The sequence below is a fragment of the Myxococcales bacterium genome (assembly GCA_016717005.1).
GTDB lineage: Bacteria > Myxococcota_A > Polyangia > Haliangiales > Haliangiaceae > UBA2376.
Window position 1 is genome coordinate 38560 of the sequence record JADJUF010000049.1, and the last position, 20468, is coordinate 59027.

22 protein-coding genes are annotated in these 20468 nt (G+C 76.0%); 12 read left to right on the forward strand and 10 right to left on the reverse strand.

Annotated elements, in window-relative coordinates; genetic code table 11:
- Positions 1–131 precede the first annotated feature (131 nt).
- The gene (locus tag IPL61_39320) at positions 132–1832 is read right to left on the reverse strand and encodes a sigma-54-dependent Fis family transcriptional regulator (protein ID MBK9037232.1); all 1701 of its coding nucleotides are present in this window, start codon (positions 1830–1832) and stop codon (positions 132–134) included.
- 55 nt (positions 1833–1887) lie between these two features.
- Here IPL61_39320 and IPL61_39325 point away from each other — a divergent pair, with 55 nt between their 5' ends.
- The 4 genes from IPL61_39325 to IPL61_39340 all read left to right on the forward strand — a co-directional run bounded on the left by IPL61_39325 (position 1888) and on the right by IPL61_39340 (position 5863).
- Positions 1888–3639 carry a protein kinase gene (locus tag IPL61_39325; protein MBK9037233.1) on the forward strand — a complete coding sequence of 584 codons (1752 nt, stop codon included), beginning with the start codon at positions 1888–1890 and terminating at the stop codon, positions 3637–3639.
- Positions 3640–3642: 3 nt separating this feature from the next.
- Positions 3643–3891 (forward strand): DUF2132 domain-containing protein, encoded by a 249-nt coding sequence (locus IPL61_39330; GenBank protein MBK9037234.1) that lies wholly within the window; start codon positions 3643–3645, stop codon positions 3889–3891.
- 65 nt (positions 3892–3956) lie between these two features.
- A complete protein-coding gene (locus tag IPL61_39335; GenBank protein MBK9037235.1) occupies positions 3957–4430 on the forward strand; it encodes an SEC-C domain-containing protein in 474 nt (157 codons plus the stop codon).
- Between the two features lie 104 nt (positions 4431–4534).
- The gene (locus IPL61_39340) at positions 4535–5863 is read left to right on the forward strand and encodes a sigma 54-interacting transcriptional regulator (protein MBK9037236.1); all 1329 of its coding nucleotides are present in this window, start codon (positions 4535–4537) and stop codon (positions 5861–5863) included.
- On the opposite strand, the gene IPL61_39345 is transcribed toward IPL61_39340, so the two are convergent.
- Both IPL61_39345 and IPL61_39350 read right to left on the reverse strand, forming a co-directional pair.
- Positions 5864–6268 carry a hypothetical protein gene (locus tag IPL61_39345; GenBank protein ID MBK9037237.1) on the reverse strand — a complete coding sequence of 135 codons (405 nt, stop codon included), beginning with the start codon at positions 6266–6268 and terminating at the stop codon, positions 5864–5866.
- A 47-nt stretch (positions 6269–6315) separates the two neighbouring features.
- Positions 6316–6729 (reverse strand): YeeE/YedE family protein, encoded by a 414-nt coding sequence (locus IPL61_39350; GenBank protein MBK9037238.1) that lies wholly within the window; start codon positions 6727–6729, stop codon positions 6316–6318.
- A gap of 214 nt (positions 6730–6943) precedes the next feature.
- Here IPL61_39350 and IPL61_39355 point away from each other — a divergent pair, with 214 nt between their 5' ends.
- The 6 genes from IPL61_39355 (at position 6944) to IPL61_39380 (ending at position 12657) form a co-directional block, all read left to right on the forward strand.
- The gene (locus IPL61_39355) at positions 6944–7684 is read left to right on the forward strand and encodes a sulfite exporter TauE/SafE family protein (GenBank protein ID MBK9037239.1); all 741 of its coding nucleotides are present in this window, start codon (positions 6944–6946) and stop codon (positions 7682–7684) included.
- Between the two features lie 453 nt (positions 7685–8137).
- Positions 8138–8821 (forward strand): MBL fold metallo-hydrolase, encoded by a 684-nt coding sequence (locus tag IPL61_39360; GenBank protein MBK9037240.1) that lies wholly within the window; start codon positions 8138–8140, stop codon positions 8819–8821.
- A gap of 105 nt (positions 8822–8926) precedes the next feature.
- Complete coding sequence (locus tag IPL61_39365; protein ID MBK9037241.1) at positions 8927–9250, forward strand: rhodanese-like domain-containing protein; 324 nt, start codon at positions 8927–8929, stop codon at positions 9248–9250.
- A gap of 22 nt (positions 9251–9272) precedes the next feature.
- Complete coding sequence (locus IPL61_39370) at positions 9273–10178, forward strand: MBL fold metallo-hydrolase (GenBank protein MBK9037242.1); 906 nt, start codon at positions 9273–9275, stop codon at positions 10176–10178.
- A gap of 2 nt (positions 10179–10180) precedes the next feature.
- Positions 10181–10969, forward strand: coding sequence for a universal stress protein (locus IPL61_39375; GenBank protein MBK9037243.1), 789 nt, complete (start codon positions 10181–10183; stop codon positions 10967–10969).
- Positions 10970–11001: 32 nt separating this feature from the next.
- Positions 11002–12657: a tetratricopeptide repeat protein gene (locus IPL61_39380; protein MBK9037244.1), complete on the forward strand. Its 1656-nt coding sequence runs from the start codon at positions 11002–11004 to the stop codon at positions 12655–12657.
- A gap of 13 nt (positions 12658–12670) precedes the next feature.
- Here IPL61_39380 and IPL61_39385 read toward each other — a convergent pair whose 3' ends face one another.
- Genes IPL61_39385 through IPL61_39415 form a run of 7 tightly spaced genes read right to left on the reverse strand, consistent with a single transcriptional unit; the run spans position 12671 to position 18707 of the window.
- A complete protein-coding gene (locus IPL61_39385; protein MBK9037245.1) occupies positions 12671–13900 on the reverse strand; it encodes a gamma-glutamyl phosphate reductase in 1230 nt (409 codons plus the stop codon).
- Positions 13897–14955, reverse strand: a complete 1059-nt coding sequence (locus IPL61_39390; protein MBK9037246.1) for an acyl-protein synthetase — start codon at positions 14953–14955, stop codon at positions 13897–13899. The genes IPL61_39385 and IPL61_39390 overlap by 4 nt, the downstream gene beginning before the upstream one ends.
- A 44-nt stretch (positions 14956–14999) precedes the next feature.
- Positions 15000–16349 carry an AMP-binding protein gene (locus IPL61_39395; GenBank protein ID MBK9037247.1) on the reverse strand — a complete coding sequence of 450 codons (1350 nt, stop codon included), beginning with the start codon at positions 16347–16349 and terminating at the stop codon, positions 15000–15002.
- Complete coding sequence (locus IPL61_39400; GenBank protein ID MBK9037248.1) at positions 16349–17116, reverse strand: 3-oxoacyl-ACP reductase FabG; 768 nt, start codon at positions 17114–17116, stop codon at positions 16349–16351. The genes IPL61_39395 and IPL61_39400 overlap by 1 nt, the downstream gene beginning before the upstream one ends.
- Positions 17100–17342, reverse strand: a complete 243-nt coding sequence (locus IPL61_39405) for an acyl carrier protein (protein MBK9037249.1) — start codon at positions 17340–17342, stop codon at positions 17100–17102. The genes IPL61_39400 and IPL61_39405 overlap by 17 nt, the downstream gene beginning before the upstream one ends.
- A 47-nt stretch (positions 17343–17389) precedes the next feature.
- Positions 17390–18142: a hypothetical protein gene (locus IPL61_39410; GenBank protein ID MBK9037250.1), complete on the reverse strand. Its 753-nt coding sequence runs from the start codon at positions 18140–18142 to the stop codon at positions 17390–17392.
- A complete protein-coding gene (locus IPL61_39415; protein ID MBK9037251.1) occupies positions 18126–18707 on the reverse strand; it encodes a hypothetical protein in 582 nt (193 codons plus the stop codon). Before IPL61_39415 ends, IPL61_39410 begins: the two co-directional genes overlap by 17 nt.
- A gap of 327 nt (positions 18708–19034) precedes the next feature.
- On the opposite strand from IPL61_39415, the gene IPL61_39420 reads away from it, so the two are divergent.
- A complete protein-coding gene (locus tag IPL61_39420; protein ID MBK9037252.1) occupies positions 19035–19943 on the forward strand; it encodes a hypothetical protein in 909 nt (302 codons plus the stop codon).
- Positions 19944–20046: 103 nt separating this feature from the next.
- Entirely contained in the window at positions 20047–20412 is a 366-nt protein-coding gene (locus tag IPL61_39425; GenBank protein ID MBK9037253.1) for a hypothetical protein, read from the forward strand.
- The last annotated feature ends 56 nt before the right edge of the window (positions 20413–20468 follow it).

Here is a 20468-nt window from a genome sequence, read left to right on the forward strand (position 1 = left end):
TTTCGTGGATGGCGACCGTATATCCACGGCGCGTGCCAGGCGCGGGCGCGAGTGGGTCCAGGTAGTTGCGCTGACCGGCGCGCGGCGCCCTGCCATCGATGGCAGCGGCGCTGCCGGATCCGGCAGCAGCGCTACTCGAGGTATCGGTACAGCGAGCGCACCCCGATGCCCAGCGCCAGGGCCGCGGCCTCGCGATCGCCGCCGCAGCGCGCGAGCGCCGCGGTGACGTAGGCCTTCACGAACGCGTCGCGGGCCTCGGCCAGCGGCGCGTCACGGTCGACCGCGGCCGGCCCGGCGCCGGGCGTGGCCGGCGCGGCTGGGAGCTGCAGGTCCGCGACCGCGATCGTGCTGCCGTCGGCGAGGATCGCGGCCCGGCGCATCGCGGCCTTGAGCTCGCGCACGTTGCCCGGCCAGGCGTGGGCCCGGAGCGCCGCCTCGGCGGTGGGCGCCAGCGCGTGCGTCGGCAGCCCGAGCTGCTGCTCGATCTGGCGCAGGAACAGCCGCGCCAGCAAGAGCACGTCGTCGCCGCGGTCGCGCAGCGGCGGCACGTCGATCCGCACCTCCTGGATGCGGTAGAGCAGATCCTCGCGGAACCGCCCCGCGGCCACCTCGGCCGCGAGATCGCGGTGGGTGGCGGCGAACAACCGGAAGTCGACCGCGCGGGCCTCGGTGTCGCCGAGCCGACGGACCTCGCGCTGCTCGAGTACGCGTAGGAGTGCGGCCTGCATCGCCAGCGGCATGTCGCCGATCTCGTCGAGGAACAGCGCCCCGCCGGCGGCGGCCTCGATCAGGCCGGCGCGATCGCTGGCGGCGCCGGTGAACGCGCCCTTGCGGTACCCGAACAGCTCGGCGTCGAGCAAGGACGGCGACACCGCGGCGCAGTTGATCGCCACCAGCGGCCGACCGGCCCGGCGGCTGCGCGCGTGCAGGGCCCGGGCGACGACCTCCTTGCCGGCGCCCGACGGGCCGCCGATCAGCACCGACAGATCGGTGGGGCCGACCCGGGCGATCAGCCGGCGCACCGCCTCGATCGGCGCCGAGTCGCCGAGCACGTCGTCGGGGCCGGCCGCGGGCGCCTCCCGGCGGCGGACCTGGGCCAGGAACGGCAGCGCCAGCGCCGCGACCACCTTGAGGTCGGCGTGGACCCGCTCGGGCAAGACCAAGGGCCGCGCGCGGCCGCCGACGAAGATCGCGCCGAGCGTGCGCCCGCCCAGGCGCAGCGGCAGGCACACCACCGCGCGCAGGCCCAGGCGCACCACCGAGCGGACGTCGCGGTACGGCCCGGCCGCGACGTCGTCGGCGCGCACCGCGGCGCCGCTGCCGAGCACCTCGTCGACGATCGTGTCGCTGAGCAGCTGGTCGGCGTCGTCGAGGGTGCGGCCGCTGGCGTCGCGGGCGACCGCGACCGTGAAGCCGCCGCGCTCGGCCAGGATGACCGCCCCCAGGTCGGCGCCGGCCACGGCGATGACCCCGTCGACGATCGTGGTCAGGGCGTCGGCCGGACCGTCGGCGCCGGCCAGGCGCTCGGCCAGGACGTCGAGCGCCAGGGTCTCGCCCGCGGTGACCAGCCCGACCGAGTAGCCGTCGATCTGCACCACCTGATCGGCCACCAGCGTCAGGCGCTGGCCCCCGGCGAGCACGTGCACGTCGACCGCGCCGCCGACCCGGTGGATCGTGGCCCAGTGGGCCGGCAGCGCCGCGACCCGCAGATCGGCGGCCGGCGCCGATCCGACCGTGGTGATCTGCTTGACCAGCGGCGCTCGAACCGCTACCCCACTGCTCGAGGAGACGATCAGCTCGTACCCCGGCCGCGTGGACCGCTCCGCTTCCATACGCCTGGGTTCATACCAGGTTCGCGAACGCCTCGGCGAAGGGGGCAGCGGACAGGTGTATCGAGCCGACGGCCCCGACGGGCCCGTGGCCATCAAGGTGCTCGCGCCCGCGGCCGAGCTCGACCCCGCGGCCCGGACCCGGTTCGCCCACGAGGCCGCGGCCCTGGCGGCGCTGCGCCACCCGGCGCTGGTGACGCTGCTCGATCACGGCGTCGACGACGAGCTCGGGCCATACCTGGTGCTGCCGTTGCTGGCGGGCCCGACCTTGCGGGCCCTGGCCGCCGGCGCGGCGCTGCCGCCCGAGGCCGCCGCGCTCCTGGCCGCGCCGATCGCCGGCGCGGTCGCCGCGCTCCACGCGGCCGGCTACGTCCACCGCGATCTCAAGCCCGACAACGTGATCGCCAGCCCCGACGGCCGCGTCACGGTGATCGACCTGGGCCTGGCGTGGCGCGACGGCATGACCCGGCTGACCGAGACCGGCACGACGGTGGGCTCGATCGGCTACATGGCGCCCGAGCAACTCGAGGGCCGCGCCGTCGACGCCGCCGCCGACGTGTGGGCGATCGGCGTGATGCTCTACGAGTGGACCGCCGGGCGCCGGCCGTTCGCGCGGGCGCGCGGCGGCGAGGAGGCGGCCGCGACGCTGATCGGCACCTACCCGGCGCTGACGTCGATCGATCGCCGGGTCGACGCCGAGCTCGGCGCGCTGGTGGCGCGGTGCCTGGCGCCGGCGCCCGAGGCTCGCCCGACCGCGGCCGCGCTGGCGACCGCGCTCGCGACCTGGCTCGCGGCCCACGACCTCGACGGCGCCGACGACGACGAGCGCGCCGCGCTGATCGCCGCGCCCGCGGCCTACCAGGCCCGGGTGGCGCCGCGGCAGGTGCGCGCGGCGGCCGCGGCGGCGGGCGCGGCGCTGGCGGGCGGGGAGCCGTTCGCCGCGCTGGCCGCGTGCGATCGCGGCCTGGCCTACGCGCCCGACGACGCGGCCCTCGCCGCGCTGGTGCAGGCGGCCGAGCGCGCGACCGCGGTCGCCACCGCGCCCGCCCCGACCGCCGCGCCGATCGCGGCGACCGCGCCGACCACCGTCGCCACGCCGCGGCGACGACGCGGCCCGCTGCTCGTGGCGATCGCGGCCGCGCTGATCGCGCTGGTGGTGATCGCGATGCTCGCGGACGGGCGCCCGGCCACGACCTCGGACTGGCGCGCGGAGCCGGCGCGCGCGTCGGAGCCGAGCGGCTGGACGACCACCACGACCACGTCGCGGACCGAGCCGGCGACGCCCGAGGAGCGCGCCCTGGCGCGAGACTTCGTGGGGCTGTTCGGCAAGGTCCTCGACGCGTCGGCCGCCCAGCGCGCCGGCGAGGCCGACCCGACCAGCGCCCGCGGCTGGTTCGAGCGCTCGCGGCGCGAGCCGCCGGCCGACGCCGTCGCCAGCCTGCGCCAGGCGGTGGCGCTCGCGCCCGACTGGCCCGAGGCCTACCGCGATCTGTGCGTGCGCCTGCTCCAGACCGGCGCCGACGCCGGCGCGGCGTGCGCGCGGGCGCTCGAGCTGGCGCCGCGCGATCACGAGGTCCGCGGCCTGCGCGCGATCACGCTGCTGCAGGCCAAGGACTACCAGGCGGCGATCGCCGACCTCACCCAGGTGATCGCCGCCGACGACACCGCCGCCTGGCGGATCGGGCGCGGCAAGGCCTACGCCCGGCTCGGGCAGCGCAAGGCCGCGGTCGCTGACTTCGCGCGCGCGTGCAAGCTCGGCGACGCCGATGGCTGTACGCTGGCGGCCGAGGCCCCGGCCCCGCCCCGCTGACCCATGGCGACCAACCAGCGCAACAACCCGCTCCACGGCCTCACGCTCGAGGCGATCGTGACCGAGCTGGTCGCGACCTACGGCTGGGCCGACCTCGGGACCCGCGTGCGGATCCGGTGCTTCACCGACGATCCCAGCGTGCCGTCGAGCCTGAAGTTCCTGCGCAAGACCCCGTGGGCGCGCGCCAAGGTCGAGGACCTGTACCTGTTCATGCTGCGCGAACGGGCCCGGGCCGCGCGCGGCCAGCGCTGACCGACGGCGCCGTGATCGCGCCGCCGCCGGCTGACCCGCGCCGGCGGCGGTGGCATGGTCGGGCGATGCTCGACGCGCGCTGCCCGTGCGGCTCCGATCTGCCCGAGGCCGGGTGCTGCGCCGCGATCCTGGCCGGCGCGCCGGCGCCGACCGCGCTGGCGTTGATGCGGTCGCGCTACACCGCGTACGTGCGCGGCGCGGTCGACCACCTGATCGCCACGCACGATCCGGCCACGCGCCGCGGCGTCGATCGCGCCGGGCTGGTCGCCTGGACCGCCGCGACCACCTGGGCCGGGCTGACGATCGTCGCCACGGTCGCGGGCGGCGTCGACGACGCGACCGGCATCGTCGAGTTCGCCGCCGCGGGCGTGCACCGCGGCGCGCCGTTCACGCAGCGCGAGCGCTCGCGGTTCCGCCGCCTCGATCAGCGCTGGGTCTACGTCGACGGCGCCGTCGCCGCGCCCGAGCGCCCCGGGCCCAACGCGCCGTGTCCGTGCGGCAGCGGCACCAAGTACAAGCGCTGCCACGGCCGCGGCTGACGCCCGCGGGCGCGCGGCCACAAGTCGCGGCCGGCGCCCGTCGGCGCGACGCCGACCGGCTACACTGCCGCCATGCTCGGCCCGTCCCCCGCGCGCACCGCCCGATGACCCGCGCCAGCCCCCGCCCCCGCGCCGACGATCACGCCCTGGTCGGGCACCTCCTCGACGATCTGATCGGCGCCGCGCTGGTGCTCGACCGCGAGCTGCGCGTGCGCTTCGCGACGCCGGCGGCCGAGGCGATGCTCGGCTCGCAGGCGCCGCTGGGCACGTCGGCGGCGACGCTCTTGTGCGGCGATCGCGGCAAGCGCCCGTTCGCCGAGGCCCTGGCCGAGGGCGTGCCGTTCCAGGCGCTGATCGCCCACCCGGGCCGCGGCGACGCCCAGGTGCGGGTGAGGTCGATCCCGATCGTCGCCGACGTCGACGGGCCGCCGGTCGGCTGGACCGTGTACCTGGCCGACGCCGCCGAGGACGCGGGCGCGCCGGTGCTGTTCCACGGCATGTGGACCCGCGACGCGCGCATGAAGACGCTGTTCCGGATCGTCGAGCGCGTGGCCGACACCGACGAGACCGTGCTGGTCCGCGGCGAGACCGGCGCCGGCAAGGAGCTGGTCGCGCGGGCGCTGCACGCGCTGTCGCCGCGCCACGCCGGCCCGTTCCGCGCGCTCAACTGCGCGGCGCTGCCGGCCAACCTGCTCGAGAGCGAGCTGTTCGGCCACGCCAAGGGCGCGTTCACCGGCGCCATCAAGGACAACCCGGGGCACTTCCAGCTCGCCCACGGCGGCACGCTGTTCCTCGACGAGGTCGCCGAGCTGCCGCTCGAGCTCCAGGCCAAGCTCCTGCGCGTGCTCGAGACCCGCACGGTGCTGCCGGTCGGCGGGCGCGACCCGGTGCCGGTCGACGTGCGGGTGGTCTCGGCCACCCACCGCGCGCTGCGGGCCGAGGTCGAGGCCGGGCGGTTCCGCGCCGACCTGATGTTCCGCCTGCGCGTGATCCCGGTGCGGCTGCCGCCGCTGCGCGAGCGGCCCAGCGACGTCGAGCTCTTGACCGAGAAGCTGATCACCGAGTGGAACGGCCACGGCCGCCGCCAGGTCGTCAGCGTCGCGCCGGCGGCGGCGGTCGCGCTCGAGCGCCACGCCTGGCCCGGCAACGTGCGCGAGCTGCGCAACGTGATCGCCTACGCGTTCGCGATCGGCGACGGCCCGGTGCTCGAGCTGCGCGACCTGCCCGACGAGCTGGCGGCGCCGCTGCCGCTGGCGGCCGAGGTCACCGTGACGGCGGCGCCGCCGCTGGCCGACGTGGGGCCGCCCGAGGCCCGCCGCATCCGCGACGCGCTGGCCCGCACCGCCGGCAACCGCGACCGCGCCGCGCGCCTGCTCGGGCTGTCGCGCGTGACGCTGTGGCGCCGGATGCGCGCGCTCGGGATCGAGGAGTAGTCAGCGCCGGACCCAGCCGTGCTGGGCCAGCATCCCGACGAGCATCGCGACCACGAACAGCACGCCGGTGGTGCTGCCGGACGCCGCCGCGACCACGCCCGGGCCCGGGCACAGGCCGCCCAGGCCCCAGCCGACGCCGAAGATCGCCGCGCCGACCACCAGCCCGGCGTCGATGTCGCGCCGGCTCGGGAGGTGGAACGCGGTGTCGACCCACGGCGTCTTCCGCCAGCGCTGCACCAGGCGCATGAGCGGCGCGTAGACCAGGATCGCGCCGCCCATGACGAACGCCAGGCTGGGATCCCAGCTGCGGCTCACGTCGAGGAAGCCGACCACCTTGGCCGGATCGGTCATGCCGCTGAGGAGCAGGCCGGCGCCGAACAGGCCACCGATCACGGTCGCGAGCACGAACGACGCGACGCCGCAGCGGGTACCACACGCGGGTACGGCGGCGCTCACGCGGCACCTCCGGCGACGATCGCGGTGATCGCGCCGGTCACCATGAAGGTGACGACGGCGACCATCGAGCGCGGCGACAGGCGCGACAGCCCGCACACGCCGTGGCCGCTGGTGCAGCCGCTGCCCATGCGGGTGCCGAACCCGACCAGCAGGCCGGCCAGCAGCACCACCGTCGACGAGCGCACCGAGGCGCCGACCGCAGCCGGCGCCAGCGCGGCCGCGACCACGCCCGCGAGGACCAGGCCCAGCACGAAGCCGAACCGCCAGCCGCGATCGCTGGGCACCGGCGGCAAGAGCGAGCCGACCACGCCGCTGATCCCGGCGATCCGGCCATGGGTGAGGAACAGGAGCACGGCGGCGCTGCCGATCAGCGCGCCGCCGGCGAGTGCGTACGACCACGACAAGGACATGCCGGTCGCCCTTGCAGCGCGAGTGCCAGGGGCGCCCGCCGCCCCTGCGGCGATCTGGCGCCCCGGCGCGCGCGGCAGGTCCGGATCTGCATCGGCGTGAAACGTTTCGGGCCCGCACCGACGTTTCACCGCGTTTCGCGCGCGCTGCGGGCGCGCGTGGATGGCGCTGGGGCCCCGCGCACCGCTGGCATCATGCTTGAATTGGGTCCCGGGCATGCTGATCGTCGTCCTCGCCCTCGCCCTCTTGATCGGCGTCACCCTCGGCCTCCTCGGCGGCGGCGGTTCGATCCTGACCTTGCCCACGCTCACGTACGTCGCCGGCGTCGAGACCAAGGCGGCGATCGCGGCGTCGCTGTTCGTCGTCGCCGTCACCAGCGCCACCGGCGTCGTCGCCCACGCCCGCGCGGGCCGCGTGCGCTGGCGCACCGGGCTGGTGTTCGGCGCCGCCGGCATGGTCGGCGCGTACGCCGGGGGCAACATCGCCGGGCACCTCCCCGCGCGCGGCCTGATGCTGGGCTTCGCCGGCCTGATGATCGTGGCCGCGTTCGCGATGCTCCGCGGCCGACGCGCCGCCGCGACCACCGTGGTCGACCTGCCGATCGGCAAGGTCCTGGCGATCGGCACCGTGGTCGGGCTCGTGGTCGGCACCGTCGGCGCCGGCGGCGGCTTCGTCGTCGTGCCTGCGCTCGTGCTGCTGGGCGGGCTGGCGATGGAGTCGGCGGTCGGCACGTCGCTGCTGGTGATCGCGATGCAGTCGACCGCCGGGTTCCTCGGCCACCTCCAGCACGTCAAGCTCGACTGGCCGTTGACCCTCGCCGTGACCGCGGCCGCGATCGTCGGCTCGATCGCCGGCGGCGGCCTCGCGGGCAAGGTCTCGCCGACGTCGCTGCGGCGGGGCTTCGGCGTGTTCGTGCTGGTCATGGCCGCGGTCGTGCTCGCCAAAGAGCTGCTGTGATCGCGGCGTCCTGAACCGCGGCGCGGGGACGTCCGCGCCGGTGCCGGTGATCTTCGCCTCGGCCGGCAAGGGCATCTTCGGCGTCGAGCGCTACGCCCGGGCCCTGCGCAAGATCGTCGCCGCCACGGCCATTGACGGGGCACCGAGACGATCCTGCCGCACGGCCCGCTACGGTCTGCGGCAGCCCGGCGTGATCAAGCGCAGCGCGCCGGCCTGCCCGAGATGTACTGGAACGGCATGCTGCGCGGCCGCATGTAGCCGCGGCGGCGAGGGGCTCGAGCGCGGCGCCGGGTGGCGCCGCGCGGCGTTTTCGGCCCCCATCGGCTGCAACCGGTTGGCACGGCGCCGCGGCGCCGGGGGTGTTTCACCGTGTTTCACCCTGACCGCGGCCCCCCGAAACCGCCCCGGAGGCGACCGTCCCGGGCTGGCACCGTCCCTGCAATACCGATCGCCATGTTCCTCCGCCAGCTCTTCGACCCCGAGAGCTCGACCTACACGTACCTGGTCGCCGACCGCGCCGCTGGCGTGGCCGCGCTGATCGACCCCGTGGCCGAGCACGTCGAGCGCGATCTGCGCCTGCTCACCGAGCTCGACCTGCGCCTCACCTTCGTGCTCGACACGCACGTGCACGCCGACCACGTCACCGCGGCCGGCCTGTTGCGCGCGCGCACCGGCGCCGTGACCTGCGCCAGCGCGGCCGGGGCCCCGTGCGTCGACCGGCCGCTGGCCCACGGCGACGTCATCGAGCTCGGCGCGCTCGCGCTGACCGTGATCGCCACGCCCGGCCACACCGACGACAGCCTGACGTTCGCGGCCCCGGGCGCGGTCTTCACCGGCGACACGCTGCTCGTGCGCGGGTGCGGCCGCGCCGACTTCCAGAACGGCGACGCCGGCGCGCTCTACGACAGCATCACGACCCAGCTGTTCACGCTGCCGGCCGACACCGTCGTCTACCCCGGCCACGACTACCAGGGCCGGACCGCCTCGTCGATCGGCGAGGAGCAGCGCTGGAACCCGCGCCTGGCCGGCCGGTCGCGCGACGAGTTCATCGCGCTGATGGCCGCGCTCGGGCTGCCGCCGCCCAAGAAGCTCGCCACCGCCGTGCCCGCCAACCGCGCCTGCGGTCAGGTCGCCTGACCGCCCTCGAGGATCCCCATGACGACACCTGCCAGCCCCGACTCGATCCGCCCGGCCGCCGAGGCCGCGGCCCCTCCCGTCAGCCCGTTCGACCACGGCGTCGCGATGCGCGGCGGCTACCGCGACGTCAGCCCGGCGGCCACGATCGCCGCGCGCGGCGCGGTCCACCTCGTCGACGTCCGCGAGCCCCACGAGTTCACCGGCGAGCTCGGCCACATCGCCGGCTCCGAGCTGGTGCCGCTCGCGACCGTCATGGACGCGGCCCGCGCCTGGGACCGCGCCCGCGACCTGATCCTGATCTGTCGCTCGGGCAACCGCTCCGGGCGCGCCGCCGAGGCCCTGGTCGCCGCCGGGTTCGCGCGGGTCATGAACATGACGGGCGGCATGCTCGCCTACAACGCCGCCGGCCTGCCGGTCGAGCGCACCTGACACAGCCCCGGAGGAGCGCCCCATGTCCACGCTGATCCACGTCGAACCGTTCTACGACCCGGCCACGTTCACGCTGACGTTCGTGGTGTCCGACCCGACCACCAAGGACGCGGTGATCATCGATCCCGTGCTCGACTACGACCCCGCGTCGGGCTCGACCAGCACGACCTCGGTCGACAAGGTCAGCGCCTACGTGCGCGCCCACGCCCTGCGCGTCCACTACGTGATCGAGACCCACGCCCACGCCGACCACCTGTCGGCGTCGCAGCTGCTGCGCCGGCGCTTCGACGCCCGGGTCGTGATCGGCGAGCGCATCCGCGAGGTCCAGGACACGTTCAAGGGCATCTTCGACCTGCCGGCCAGCTTCGCGACCGACGGGAGCCAGTTCGACCGCCTGCTCGTCGACGGCGAGGTCGTGGCCGCGGGCGCGCTCGCGATCGAGGTCATCGCCACGCCCGGCCACACCCCGGCCTGCGTCACGCTCAAGATCGGCGACGCGCTGTTCACGGGCGACGCGCTGTTCACCGAGGACTACGGCACCGGCCGGTGCGACTTCCCGCGCGGCAGCGCCGCCGAGCTCTACGAGTCGATCCAGAAGCTCTACCGCCTGCCCGACGCGACGCGCGTGTTCGTCGGTCACGACTACCAGCCGGGCGGGCGCGAGGTCCGCTGGGAGACCACGATCGGCGCGTCGAAGGCGAAGAACCCGCAGCTCGACGGCACGACGTCGAAGGACACGTTCGTGCGCGCGCGCGAGGCCCGCGACGCCACGCTGGCCGCGCCGCGCCTGCTGCTGCCGAGCGTGCAGGTCAACGTCGACGCCGGCCGCCTGCCGGCGCCGCACGCCAACGGCCACCGCTACCTGATGGTGCCGCTCAACGTGCTGCGCCCGGCCGACGAGCTGGGCCAGCCGCTGCCGAGGAGCTGACCGTGGCCACGACCATCGCGCACACGACCGACCTGTCCGGCGACGATCGCGCCGCCTTCGTCCACGCCAGCGGCCTCGCGGCCGCGAGCGCCGCGCGGCTGATCACCGTCCACGGCAACGCGCCGGCGACGGCGAGCGATCGCCTGCCCGACGCCGCGCCCCTGGCCACCGCCTGGGGCCGCCCGATCGCCCACGAGCGCCTGTGCCACGAGTGCTGCGACGACGTCACCGACACGGTCCTGGACGCGCTCCGGCGGATCGCGCCGGGCCTGGTCGTCACGGGCACCCACGCCCGCCACGGCCTGGCCGCGCTGGTCCACGGCTCGGTCGGCATGGCCCTGGCGCGCAACCTCGACGTGCCGACCCTGGTGGTCCCCAACCGCGGGCGCCGGTTCGTCGACGAGGCCACCGGCGCGATCGATCTGCGGCGGGTGCTGATCCCGGCCGGCGACGCGCTCCAGCTGGCCCAGGGCCTGGCGGCCGCGGCGGCGCTGGCCGAGCTGGCCGGCGCGACGGCGATCGAGCGGATCGTGCTCCACGTCGGCGCGACGCCGCTGGAGGTGCCGCGCGAGCCCAACCTGCGGGTCCGCGCCGCGACCGGCGGGCTCGACGCCGCGATCCTGGCGGCGGTCGCGGCCGAGGATCCGTGCGTGATCGTGATGACCACCGCCGGCCACGACGGCGTCCTCGACGCGCTGTTCGGCACCCACACCGAGCACATCATGCGCGACGCTGGCTGCCCGGTCCTCGCGGTGCCGACCGGCTGGAACGGCCGGCTCGCGCCGACCTGACCTGGGCGCGCCCGCGGTACGCTGCGGCCGCGATGGACGACGACGACGACGAGCTGCGCGCGCTGCGCCAGCAGGTGGCCGACGCGCCCGACGCGCCCGGCGCCCACGCCGCGCTCGCGACGGCGCTGCAGGCCCGCGGCGCGCTCGACGACGCGATCGGCGCGCACCGGGCGGCGGTCGACGCCGCGCACCAGCAGGCCGCGATCGCCAGCTACAACCTCGGCGCCGCGCTGGTCGCCGCCGGGCGCCTCGACGACGCCGCCGCCGCGTTCGCGACCGCGACGACGCTCGCGCCGCGCTGGCTGCCGCCGCTCGACAACCTGACGGCGATGCGCGCGCTGCTGGGGCAGTGGCCCGAGGCCGAGGCCGCCGCCCGCGCCGCCCTGGCGCTCGCGCCCGATCACGCCCTGGCCCACCACCACCTCGGGCTGGTGTGCGGCCAGACCGCCCGGCTCGACGAGGCGGCGGCCCACCACCGCGCGGCGCTCGCCGCCGATCCGACGCTGGCCGACGCCGCGCTCGCGCTCGGCGCGACGCTGACCGCGCAGGGCGACCACGCCGCGGCCCGGGCGGCCTACCGCCAGGCCCGCGCGCTCGCGCCGACCCGCGCCGACGCCGCGCTGGCGCTGGCGCTGGCCGAGCTGGCCCACGGCACGGTCGCCGACGCGGTCACCACCGCCGCCGCCGCCCGCGCGCTCGCGCCGACCGATCCGCGCGGCCACGCCGTCCACGGCAGCGCGCTGACCCGGGCCGGCGACCACGCCGCGGCCGCGGCGGCCTACGCCGCAGCTCGCGACCTGACGCCCGACGATCCCGACGCGCACTACAACTGCGCGCTCGCGGCCGAGGCCGCCGACCAGCCCGACCTGGCGATCGCGCACTATCGGGCGGCGCTGGCGCGGGCGCCGCGGCACCTGCCGTCGCTGCTCAACCTGTCCCGGGTCCTGGTCGACCTGCGCCGGCTCGACGAGCTCGAGCCGCTGTACCAGGAGATCGAGGCGCTGGTGCCGGCCAACACGATGACGCCGCACCTGCGGGCCGCGCTGCGCGGCGAGCTGACCGCGGCCGCGCCGCGCGCCTACGTCGTCGATCTGTTCGACGCGCTGGCGCCGCGGTTCGACGACCTGATGGTGGGGACGCTCCGCTACGCCGGCCACCGCCGCCTGGCGGCGCTGATCGCCGACCGCGCGGCCGGCCGCCGGTTCGCGCGCGCGCTCGACCTCGGCTGCGGCTCGGGCCTGGTGGCGCCGCTGGTCCGCGATCACGTCGCGTGGCTGGCGGGCGTCGATCTGGCGCCGCGGATGATCGAGGTCGCGCGCGCCCGCGGGCTGTACGACGAGCTGACCGTCGCCGACGTCGTCGATCACCTGGCCACCGTGCCGGCCGCGACGCTGGCGTTGGTGACCGCCGCCGACGTGCTGATCTACCTGGGCGACCTGGCCCCGCTGTTCGCCGCGGTCGCGCGGGCGCTGACCGACGCCGGCTGGTTCGCGTTCACCGTCGAGCGCAGCGACGCCGACGACGTCGTGCTCCAGGCCACCGGCCGCTACGCCCACGGCCGCGCGTACGTCGCGCGCCTGGCCGCGGCCCACGGCCTGACGGTGCTCGCGCTCGAGGCGTTCGAGGTCCGCCACGAGGCCGACCTGCCGGTGCCGGGCTGGCTCGTGCTGCTGGCGCGCGCGCCGTGACCGCGCGCGCGGGTCAGCCGACGACGTGGACGTTGCGGACCAGCTGCGCCAGCAGATCGTAGCCGTCCCAGAACCGCGCCAGGTGCAGGGCCTGCCCGACCGGCACCAGGCGATCGATCCCGCGGCCGGCCAGGCGCTGCGCCAGCTCGATCAGCTCGTGGCGCGCGAACCCGAAGTGGGTCAGCGTCTGATCGCGGCGTGTGACCCAGCGATCGAGGCTGGCCAGCGACGGCGCGATCGCCTCGAACAGCAGCCCGCCGCCCGGGTGCGCGCGCGACAGGCCGTCGAGCCGATCGACCCGCGCCACCGTCAGCGCCGCGCCGTAGTCGGTGCGCCCGACCACCGGCCCGTCGAGCACCGCCTGGTGCACGAACAGCTCCCGGGCCATGCGCAGCGCCACCTCGGGCCGCAGCCCGCGCGCGGTCGCGACGTCGGCCACCGCCGACCACAGCCGGTCGCGCACCGTCGCGACCAGCGCGCCGGTGCCGATCCACAGGCACAGCCGCGGCGACGAGCACGCCGCCTGATCGAACCAGAAGATGTCGTTGAAGAGCTGTTCGGCCAGCGCGACCAGCTCGGCCGGCGCCAGCGCCGCGACCGTGGCCGCGTCGAGCGCCATCAGCGACCAGCGGTCGGCGAAGGTCAGGTCGCGCCCGTACGGCGGCAGCGGCGCGCGCCGGATCGTGGCGACGGTGGCGTCGCCGCCCCAGATCACCCGGATCGCCGCGTGGGCCGAGATCGCCGCGGTGATCGCGTCGTCGTGGCCGTACTGGATCATCGCGACCCGCGCGCGGGCGTCGGCGTGGCGCGGCGCCGCCAGCAGCTCGTCGAGCAGCGCGCACAGGTGATCGACCACCGGCGCCGACCGGCTCGACAGCCGCACGACGTTGGTGTTGCCGGCCAGCACCGACAGCAGCCACGAGTACATGAAGATCGTGTCGACGTTGGCCGGCGGCACGTGGAACACCAGCCCGGCCGGCACCTGCACCAGGTCCTGGCGCGCCGCGGCCTCGTGCTCGCGCTTGCCCCGGGCCAGCTCGGCCTTGCGCATGAAGAACCCGAGCGTCATCAGCTCGGGGTGGACCCGCGCGACCGGGTCGGCCATCAGCCGGGCGCCGAACTGCTGGCACAGCTCGACGACGTCGTCGGCGTAGGGCTGCCCCGGCGGCGCCGCGACCAGCCCGCGCAGCAGCTCGGCCAGCTCGACCTCGCCGCGGTCCGGCACCCGGCACACCACCTTCACGGCGTCACCGCCGCGGCGTGGGTGTCGCTGCAGCCGCGCAGCTCGGCCCGCGGCACCCGCCCCAGCATGCGCAGCGCGTGGCCGCGCCGATCGCCGTCGTCGACGCGCTCGATCACGCCGAGGTCCTCGGTCAAGACCGAGTGGCCGGGGTAGCTGGTCGGCAGCGCGCTCACGGTCTGGATCACGCCGGGCGTGCCGATCGGCGCCGGCGCCAGCGTCAGCGGATCGCGGATGAGCACGTCGGCGAAGGTCGGCGGGTAGAGCAGGCCGTCGTCGCCCTCGAGGAACACCGAGCCGATCTGCTCGACCATGCCGTAGAAGTTGTAGATCCGCGTCAGCCCGGTCGCCGCCGTCAGGGCCGACCGGAAGGTGGCGTTGTCGACCGCGCGCTCGGCCAGCACCTTCCAGCCGCCCGAGTGGATCAGCGTCGCGTTGCGCAGATCGAGCCCGAGGTCGCGCACCTGCTCGTAGAAGTACGCCCAGATCATGTACGTGAAGCCGAAGATCAGGAACGGCGCGTCGCCGTGGCGCGCGAGGAAGTCGGCGAGCCCGGCGCGATCGAGCGCGTGGTCGGCGTCGAGCACGAACCGCGGCTGCGCGCCGAACGTCATCATGCCGAGCACGCCGGCGCCGCGGGCCGAGAACGCGGCGCGATCGCGCAGCACGCCGCCGTGGTCGACGATGATCATCGGCACGCGGCGCGGCCCGAGGACGTGGGTCAGGACCCGGGCCAGCGCGCGGGCCTGGCGGCGCGCGGTGTCGTGATCGAGGTAGACGCGGCTGGGCACCTGGCCGGTGGTGCCGCTCGAGGTCAGGGTCGTCGTGATCTGGTCGTCGGGCACCGACACCAGCCGGTGGCTCTTCCACAGCCCGACCGGCAGCCACGGCACCTCGGCCAGCGTGGTCGCGGGGCGATCGCCGCGGCCGAGCACGTCGGTGAGCCGGCGGTAGGCCGGGCACGACGCGCGGTGGTGCCGGGTCAGGGCGTCGAGCACCGGCACCAGCCGCGCGGCCTTGTCGGCCTGGGCCAGGCCGAACGGCGGCGCGTCGAGCAGCGCGTCGATCGCGGCGGTCAGCGGTGCGGGCGCGGGCGCGGTGGTCACGGTCCCTCGAGGGTACGGTAGTCCGGCTTGCCGCTGGGCAACCGCGGCAGCGCCGCGACCGCGATCAGCGCGAACCCGCTGGGGTGGATGCCGGTGCGCGCGCTGACCGCCGCCCGGACCGCCGCCAGGTCGGCCGGGCCCTCGACCACGATCTTGATCCGGTCGCCGTCCGCCACCGCGGCGAGGACCGTGCCCGCCGGCGCCGCCGCGGTCGCGATCGCCTCGATCTCGTCGAGGCTGACCCGCAGGCCGAACACCTTGGCGTAGCGCCGGGCGCGGCCGGTGATCCACAGCCAGCCGTCGGCGTCGAGGTAGCCGAGGTCGCCGGTCGCGAGCGCGCCGCCGAGGTCGTCGCCGCGGGCCAGATCGGCCCGGTCCTCGGCGTAGCCCAGCATCACGCTCGGGCCGCGGCACCAGACCTCGCCGACCTCGCCCGGCGCGGCCGGCCGACCGTCGACCTCGATCCAAACCTCGCCGCCGTCGAGCGCGCGCCCGACCGAGCCGGCCCGCGCCGGCAGCTCGCCCGGCGGCAAGATCGCGATCCGCGCGCACGCCTCGGTCTGCCCGTACATCACGTACAGGCCGCCGCCGCGCGCGCCCGCGATCTCGTGGAACCGCCGCACCTGCGCCGGCGCCAGCGCGCCGCCGGCCTGGGTCAACCACCGCAGGCTCGGCGGCGCGATCGTCGCGAGCTCGAGCCGGCGCAGCAGCTCGAACGAGTACGGCACGCCCGCCAGCGAGGTCGCGCCGTGGCGCCGACACGCCGCCCAGAAGCCGTCGGTGACGAGCCCGTCGCCGGTGACCAGCACGGTCGCGCCGGCCGCGAGGTGGCTGGTGACCACCGACAGCCCGAACGAGTAGTGGATCGGCAGCGTCGTCGGCGCCACCGCGCCCGGCCCGAGCGCGAGCGCCGCCGCGATCGCGCGCGCGTTGGCCTCGACCGCCGCCGCCGACAGCCGCACCAGCTTGCGGCTGCCGGTCGAGCCCGAGGTCGACAGCAGCAGCGCCAGCGCCGGATCCGGCGCGACGCCGCCGCGCCGGCCGACCCACGCCCGCCCGCGCACCACCTCGGGCCGGTAGCGGTCGAGCACGGCGTCGGCCAGCTCGGCGTCGAGGGCGCGATCGAGCAACAGCACCGGCAGGCCGGCCGCCCACGCCCCGAGCAGCTCGACGATCGACGCGACGTCGTTGCCGGCGAACAGCGCCACCAGGCCGCCGCCGTCGGCGCGCAGCCGCGCCGCGGCCACGGCCACCAGGGCGTCGAGCTCGGCGTAGCTGATCCGGCGATCGGTGGTCGCGTCGATCAGCGCGATCGCGGCGGGCGCGCCGACGGCCAGGCGCGCCATCAGGCCGCGAGCCCGCCGTCGACGCCGATCACCTGCCCGGTCACGTACGCCCCCAGCTCCGAGGCCAGGAACAGCACGACGCCGGCGACGTCGGCCGGCGTCCCGACCCGGCCCAGGCCGATGGCCGCGGTCCGCTCGGCCTGCACCGCCGGCGGCAGCGCCCGCACCAGCTCGGTGTCGATGTAGCCGGGCGCGATCGCGTTGACGCGGATGCCCTGGGGCGCCAGCTCCTTGGCCGCCGACCAGGTCAGGCCCAGGAGCGCGGCCTTGCTCGCGGCGTAGACCGCCTGGCCGGCGCCGCCGTGGGTGCCGAGGATCGAGCTGACGTTGATGATCGCGCCGTGGCGGTGCCGCGCCATCAGCCGGGCGCCGGCCTGGAGCACGTGGATCGCGCCCTTGGTGTTGACGTCGATCACCCGATCGATCAGCTCGGCGCTGGCCATCCCCAGCAGCGCGCCCTCGAGCACGCCGGCGTTGTTGACCAGCACGTCGAGCCGCTTCCACTGCGCGAACAGCGTCGCGAACCAGCCCTTGACCACCGCCGGATCGGCGACGTCGCCGGCCAGCGCCAGCGTGCGTACGCCGAACTCGGCCGCCAGCGCCGCCGCCTGCTCGGCCAGCGCGGTCGGATCTTGACGACCGTGGACGGCGACGTCGGCGCCGTGGGCGGCCAGCGTGCGCGCGACCTCGCGGCCGATGCCGCGCGACGAGCCGGTCACGAACGCGGTGCGCCCGGCCAGCAGCGGTGGGTCAGAGCGCCACGCCATGTTTCCCGACGATCGCACAGGCCGCGGCGAAGCTCGACATCCCGATCACGTCGTCGGTATCGAGCATCAGCTCGAACGCGCTCTCGATGCTCGCGACCAGCTGCATGTGCGCGACCGAGTCCCACTCCTTGACCGCGCGGTAGGCCAGCTCGTCCACCGGCGCCTCGGCGGGCAAGCCTAGCGCCTCGCGGAAGGTGGCCCGCAACTTGTCGCGGTTGTCGCTCATGGCGGCGGACGTTAGGGGCTCGGCGTCCGACGGTCAACCGGCGCCGCTCACCGGCCACCGACGCCGTAGCTCAGCTCGGCGACCACCAGGACCGCCGGGTCGGCGCCGCGCCGGACCGCGAGCCCGACGAACCCGGGCAGCGCCCGCGCGCGGTCGTGCGCGGCCAGCGCCAGGCCGAGCCCGACGGTCACGGTCAGGTCGCGGCGGTCGAGGTCGTCGGCGTGGTACCGGCGCAGGCGCACGCGCACCTCGCCGCGGGTCGCGGCCGCCGCCGGCCACGCGGCGCTGCCGCTGATCGCCACGTCGTCGGTCAAGGTCCGCGGCGTCCGCGCGCGCGCCATCACGGCGGCGCCGGCGGCGATCACCTCGGCGCGCACGACCAGGCCCGGCGCCGGCTCGACCTGCGCCGCCGCCATCGGCGTCACGAACCGCAGCGCGTCGGCCCACGACGTCAGCAGGTACGCGCCGAGCTCGAGCTCGACGTCGCCGGCGTGGACGATCGCGCGGTAGCCGCCGGCGTGGACGACCGTGTGGGCGCGGTCGCCGACGTCGGGCGCCTCGACCTCGACGGTGATCACCCGATGGCCGACGGCGGCGCACCGGCCCCACGCGCCGGTCGGGCCGCGGGCCCACAGATCGAGGCCGACGCCCTGGGCCGGCGTCGGCGCGATCGCGAACCGCGACGTCGACAGCGCCAGCTCGAGGCCGCCGTCGGGGCACGCCCGGGCCGGGCCCGCGAGCGCCGCCGCGACGATGATCGCGCGCGCCACGTGCGCCCTGGGGTCAGAACGCCATGCCATGGCCGAGTCCGAACGTGATCTGGCTCGCGTGGCCGCCGACGACGCGATCGTCGAGCTGGAAGCGCATGAGCTGGGTGCCGACGTCGAGCCACAGCACCAGCCGGCCGCCGCGGCGCGCGCCCAGCTCGAGCTGCGCGGTGACGCCGAGGTCGAGCGCGAAGCCGCCGTGGCTCGCGGTCGTCGTGGTCGTACAGGTGCCGGCGCGCTCGCACGGGCCCGTGGTCGTGCGCTCCTCGTTGATCGCCCCGGCGCTGAGACCGCCGCGGGCGCCGAGCTGGAACCAGGGGGTCGCGACCGGGTACCACGCCAGGCTGGGCCCGGTGAGGACCGCCGGCGCGTCGCGACCATCGTGGGTCGTCAGGCCGGTCACGGCGACGACCAGCTCGGCGCCGACCCGGCCGAACCGTCCGCCCATCCGCACCCGCGCCGCGGCGCCGGCGCCGTACACCTCGTCGGCCAGTCCGCCGCCGAGGGTCGCGCTCGGGCCGAAGCCGATCGCGACCAGCGAGCCGCCTCCGCCGGGCGCCGCCGCGGCGGGTCCAGCCGCGACGCCGACTGTGGCCATCGCGACGATCGAGCGCGTACACGTCACGGCCACCGTTACAGCAAGGCGATGACCAGCTCGATCCGTGCGAGGTCGCGGGCTTGGCGATCGTGACTCGTCGACGCGGGCGCGATCCGCGACACCGATGTCGCGTGCGATCTCGGCGAGCGGGGTTCGCCCCTGTCGGCGCCAGCGACAGCGGCAGATCGAGTGGCCACACGCGGCGCTCCGCGCAAGTCGATCAGCCACCGGGTCGCGTGGCCAACCCCACGACACGACACGACTTCAGGCGAATCACCGGATGGCACGCCCCGTGCTCCGCGCGCGGTCATCATGAAGACTGGCTTGATGCTCTCTGCGTTCGTGGCGATGGGGCTGGCGGCGTGCACCGACTCGATGATCGAGGACGAGTTCGCGACCGAGGACACCTCCGAGGTCGACGAGACCAAGGCCGACATCGGCGGCACGTACACCTATTATCACGTCGAGGCCGACGCCCGCCGCTGCGCCTCGCCGTACTGCGGTGGCTACTGGGTGTCGCGGGCCAACCGCTCCGACACCAAGTGCGCCGACGGCGTCTACGCCGACCGCTGCTACGTCGCCGAGATCCGCTGGTCGCTGCTCGGCATGACGCCGGACACGATCGACGGGATCGTCGGCGCCATCCACACCAGCCCGGTGCTGCTGCGCGGCACGGTCGTCAACAAGAGCTTCGGCGCCGACATCGGCCGCCTCGGCGAGTTCAAGCCGACCGAGGCGTGGCTGGGCCAGGGCCCCAACGCGCCGACGGGTCCGTTCGCGATCGTCGAGGAGACCGGCGTCCGCTGCATGGCCGCGCCGTGCAACTCGTTCCGCGAGAAGAAGCTGAACTCGTCGGCCACCGCCGCGCTGGCCGAGCTGGGCTGGGACCACGCCGACGTCGACGACGACCAGATCGGCGACGGGATCACCGAGCTGTTCGTGCGCAACATCATCATCGCGGGCGATCGCTACACCGTGCGCGGCGCCGCCGGCAGCGCCAAGGCGCGCACCGTGACCCAGTTCTACACCCGCGCCCGCGACCACAAGACCTGCTACGTCGGCGGCTGCTCGGGCCAGGTGTGCAGCGATCGCCCCGGCGTCGTCACCACCTGCGAGTACCGGCCGGAGTACACGTGCTACCGGACCGCGACCTGCGAGGAGCAGGTCGAGGGCGAGTGCGGGTGGACCGAGACCGACGAGCTCGACGCCTGCCTCGCCGACCCACCGCAGTTCTGAATTCCCCAGGGTTCGATCAGCGCGCGCGGCGCCGCCCGCGGTGGCACCATCGCGCCATGCGCGAGACCGTCATCCCCTGGGCCGGGCCCACCCCGAGGTCGCCATGACCGCGACCGATCTGGCCGCCGCCGTGGCCGCGGTCGCGCGCGCGATCGACGACACCGAGCGCGACTGGGGCGAGCTGCCGTTCTTCGTGCGCCCGATGGTGCGGCGCGGCTTCACGCAGCGCACCGGCCGCGACGTCGCCGGCTGGCGCGCGCTCCTCGCGGCCGCCGCCCGCGGCACGCTCGCCCCCGAGCTGCCCGCGGCGCTCGCGGCGCTGATCGACAACTACCGCGGCGCGCCCGAGCGCGCGCGCAAGGGCATGGGCGGCAGCGCCGACCAGGTCGCGGCGATCGAGGCGCGCTTGCGCCCGCGCATCGAGGCGGCCGAGGCGCTGCGCGCGCGCCTGACCGCGCCGACGGCCTGAGCGCCGCGGCGTCACGGCGACCACGAGCGCGCGCGTCGACGCACGGACGCGGATCG

What these genes read in the sequence shown, in the direction of transcription:
- IPL61_39320 (MBK9037232.1), bottom strand. Translation starts at nt 1,832, where the DNA reads ATGGAAGCGGAGCGGTCCACGCGGCCGGGGTACGAGCTGATCGTCTCC.
- IPL61_39330 (MBK9037234.1), top strand. Translation starts at nt 3,643, where the DNA reads ATGGCGACCAACCAGCGCAACAACCCGCTCCACGGCCTCACGCTCGAG.
- IPL61_39335 (MBK9037235.1), top strand. Translation starts at nt 3,957, where the DNA reads ATGCTCGACGCGCGCTGCCCGTGCGGCTCCGATCTGCCCGAGGCCGGG.
- IPL61_39340 (MBK9037236.1), top strand. Translation starts at nt 4,535, where the DNA reads ATGACCCGCGCCAGCCCCCGCCCCCGCGCCGACGATCACGCCCTGGTC.
- IPL61_39350 (MBK9037238.1), bottom strand. Translation starts at nt 6,729, where the DNA reads ATGTCCTTGTCGTGGTCGTACGCACTCGCCGGCGGCGCGCTGATCGGC.
- IPL61_39355 (MBK9037239.1), top strand. Translation starts at nt 6,944, where the DNA reads ATGCTGATCGTCGTCCTCGCCCTCGCCCTCTTGATCGGCGTCACCCTC.
- IPL61_39360 (MBK9037240.1), top strand. Translation starts at nt 8,138, where the DNA reads ATGTTCCTCCGCCAGCTCTTCGACCCCGAGAGCTCGACCTACACGTAC.
- IPL61_39365 (MBK9037241.1), top strand. Translation starts at nt 8,927, where the DNA reads ATGCGCGGCGGCTACCGCGACGTCAGCCCGGCGGCCACGATCGCCGCG.
- IPL61_39370 (MBK9037242.1), top strand. Translation starts at nt 9,273, where the DNA reads ATGTCCACGCTGATCCACGTCGAACCGTTCTACGACCCGGCCACGTTC.
- IPL61_39380 (MBK9037244.1), top strand. Translation starts at nt 11,002, where the DNA reads ATGGACGACGACGACGACGAGCTGCGCGCGCTGCGCCAGCAGGTGGCC.
- IPL61_39395 (MBK9037247.1), bottom strand. Translation starts at nt 16,349, where the DNA reads ATGGCGCGCCTGGCCGTCGGCGCGCCCGCCGCGATCGCGCTGATCGAC.
- IPL61_39400 (MBK9037248.1), bottom strand. Translation starts at nt 17,116, where the DNA reads ATGGCGTGGCGCTCTGACCCACCGCTGCTGGCCGGGCGCACCGCGTTC.
- IPL61_39405 (MBK9037249.1), bottom strand. Translation starts at nt 17,342, where the DNA reads ATGAGCGACAACCGCGACAAGTTGCGGGCCACCTTCCGCGAGGCGCTA.
- IPL61_39410 (MBK9037250.1), bottom strand. Translation starts at nt 18,142, where the DNA reads ATGGCATGGCGTTCTGACCCCAGGGCGCACGTGGCGCGCGCGATCATC.
- IPL61_39415 (MBK9037251.1), bottom strand. Translation starts at nt 18,707, where the DNA reads ATGGCCACAGTCGGCGTCGCGGCTGGACCCGCCGCGGCGGCGCCCGGC.
- IPL61_39420 (MBK9037252.1), top strand. Translation starts at nt 19,035, where the DNA reads ATGCTCTCTGCGTTCGTGGCGATGGGGCTGGCGGCGTGCACCGACTCG.
- IPL61_39425 (MBK9037253.1), top strand. Translation starts at nt 20,047, where the DNA reads ATGACCGCGACCGATCTGGCCGCCGCCGTGGCCGCGGTCGCGCGCGCG.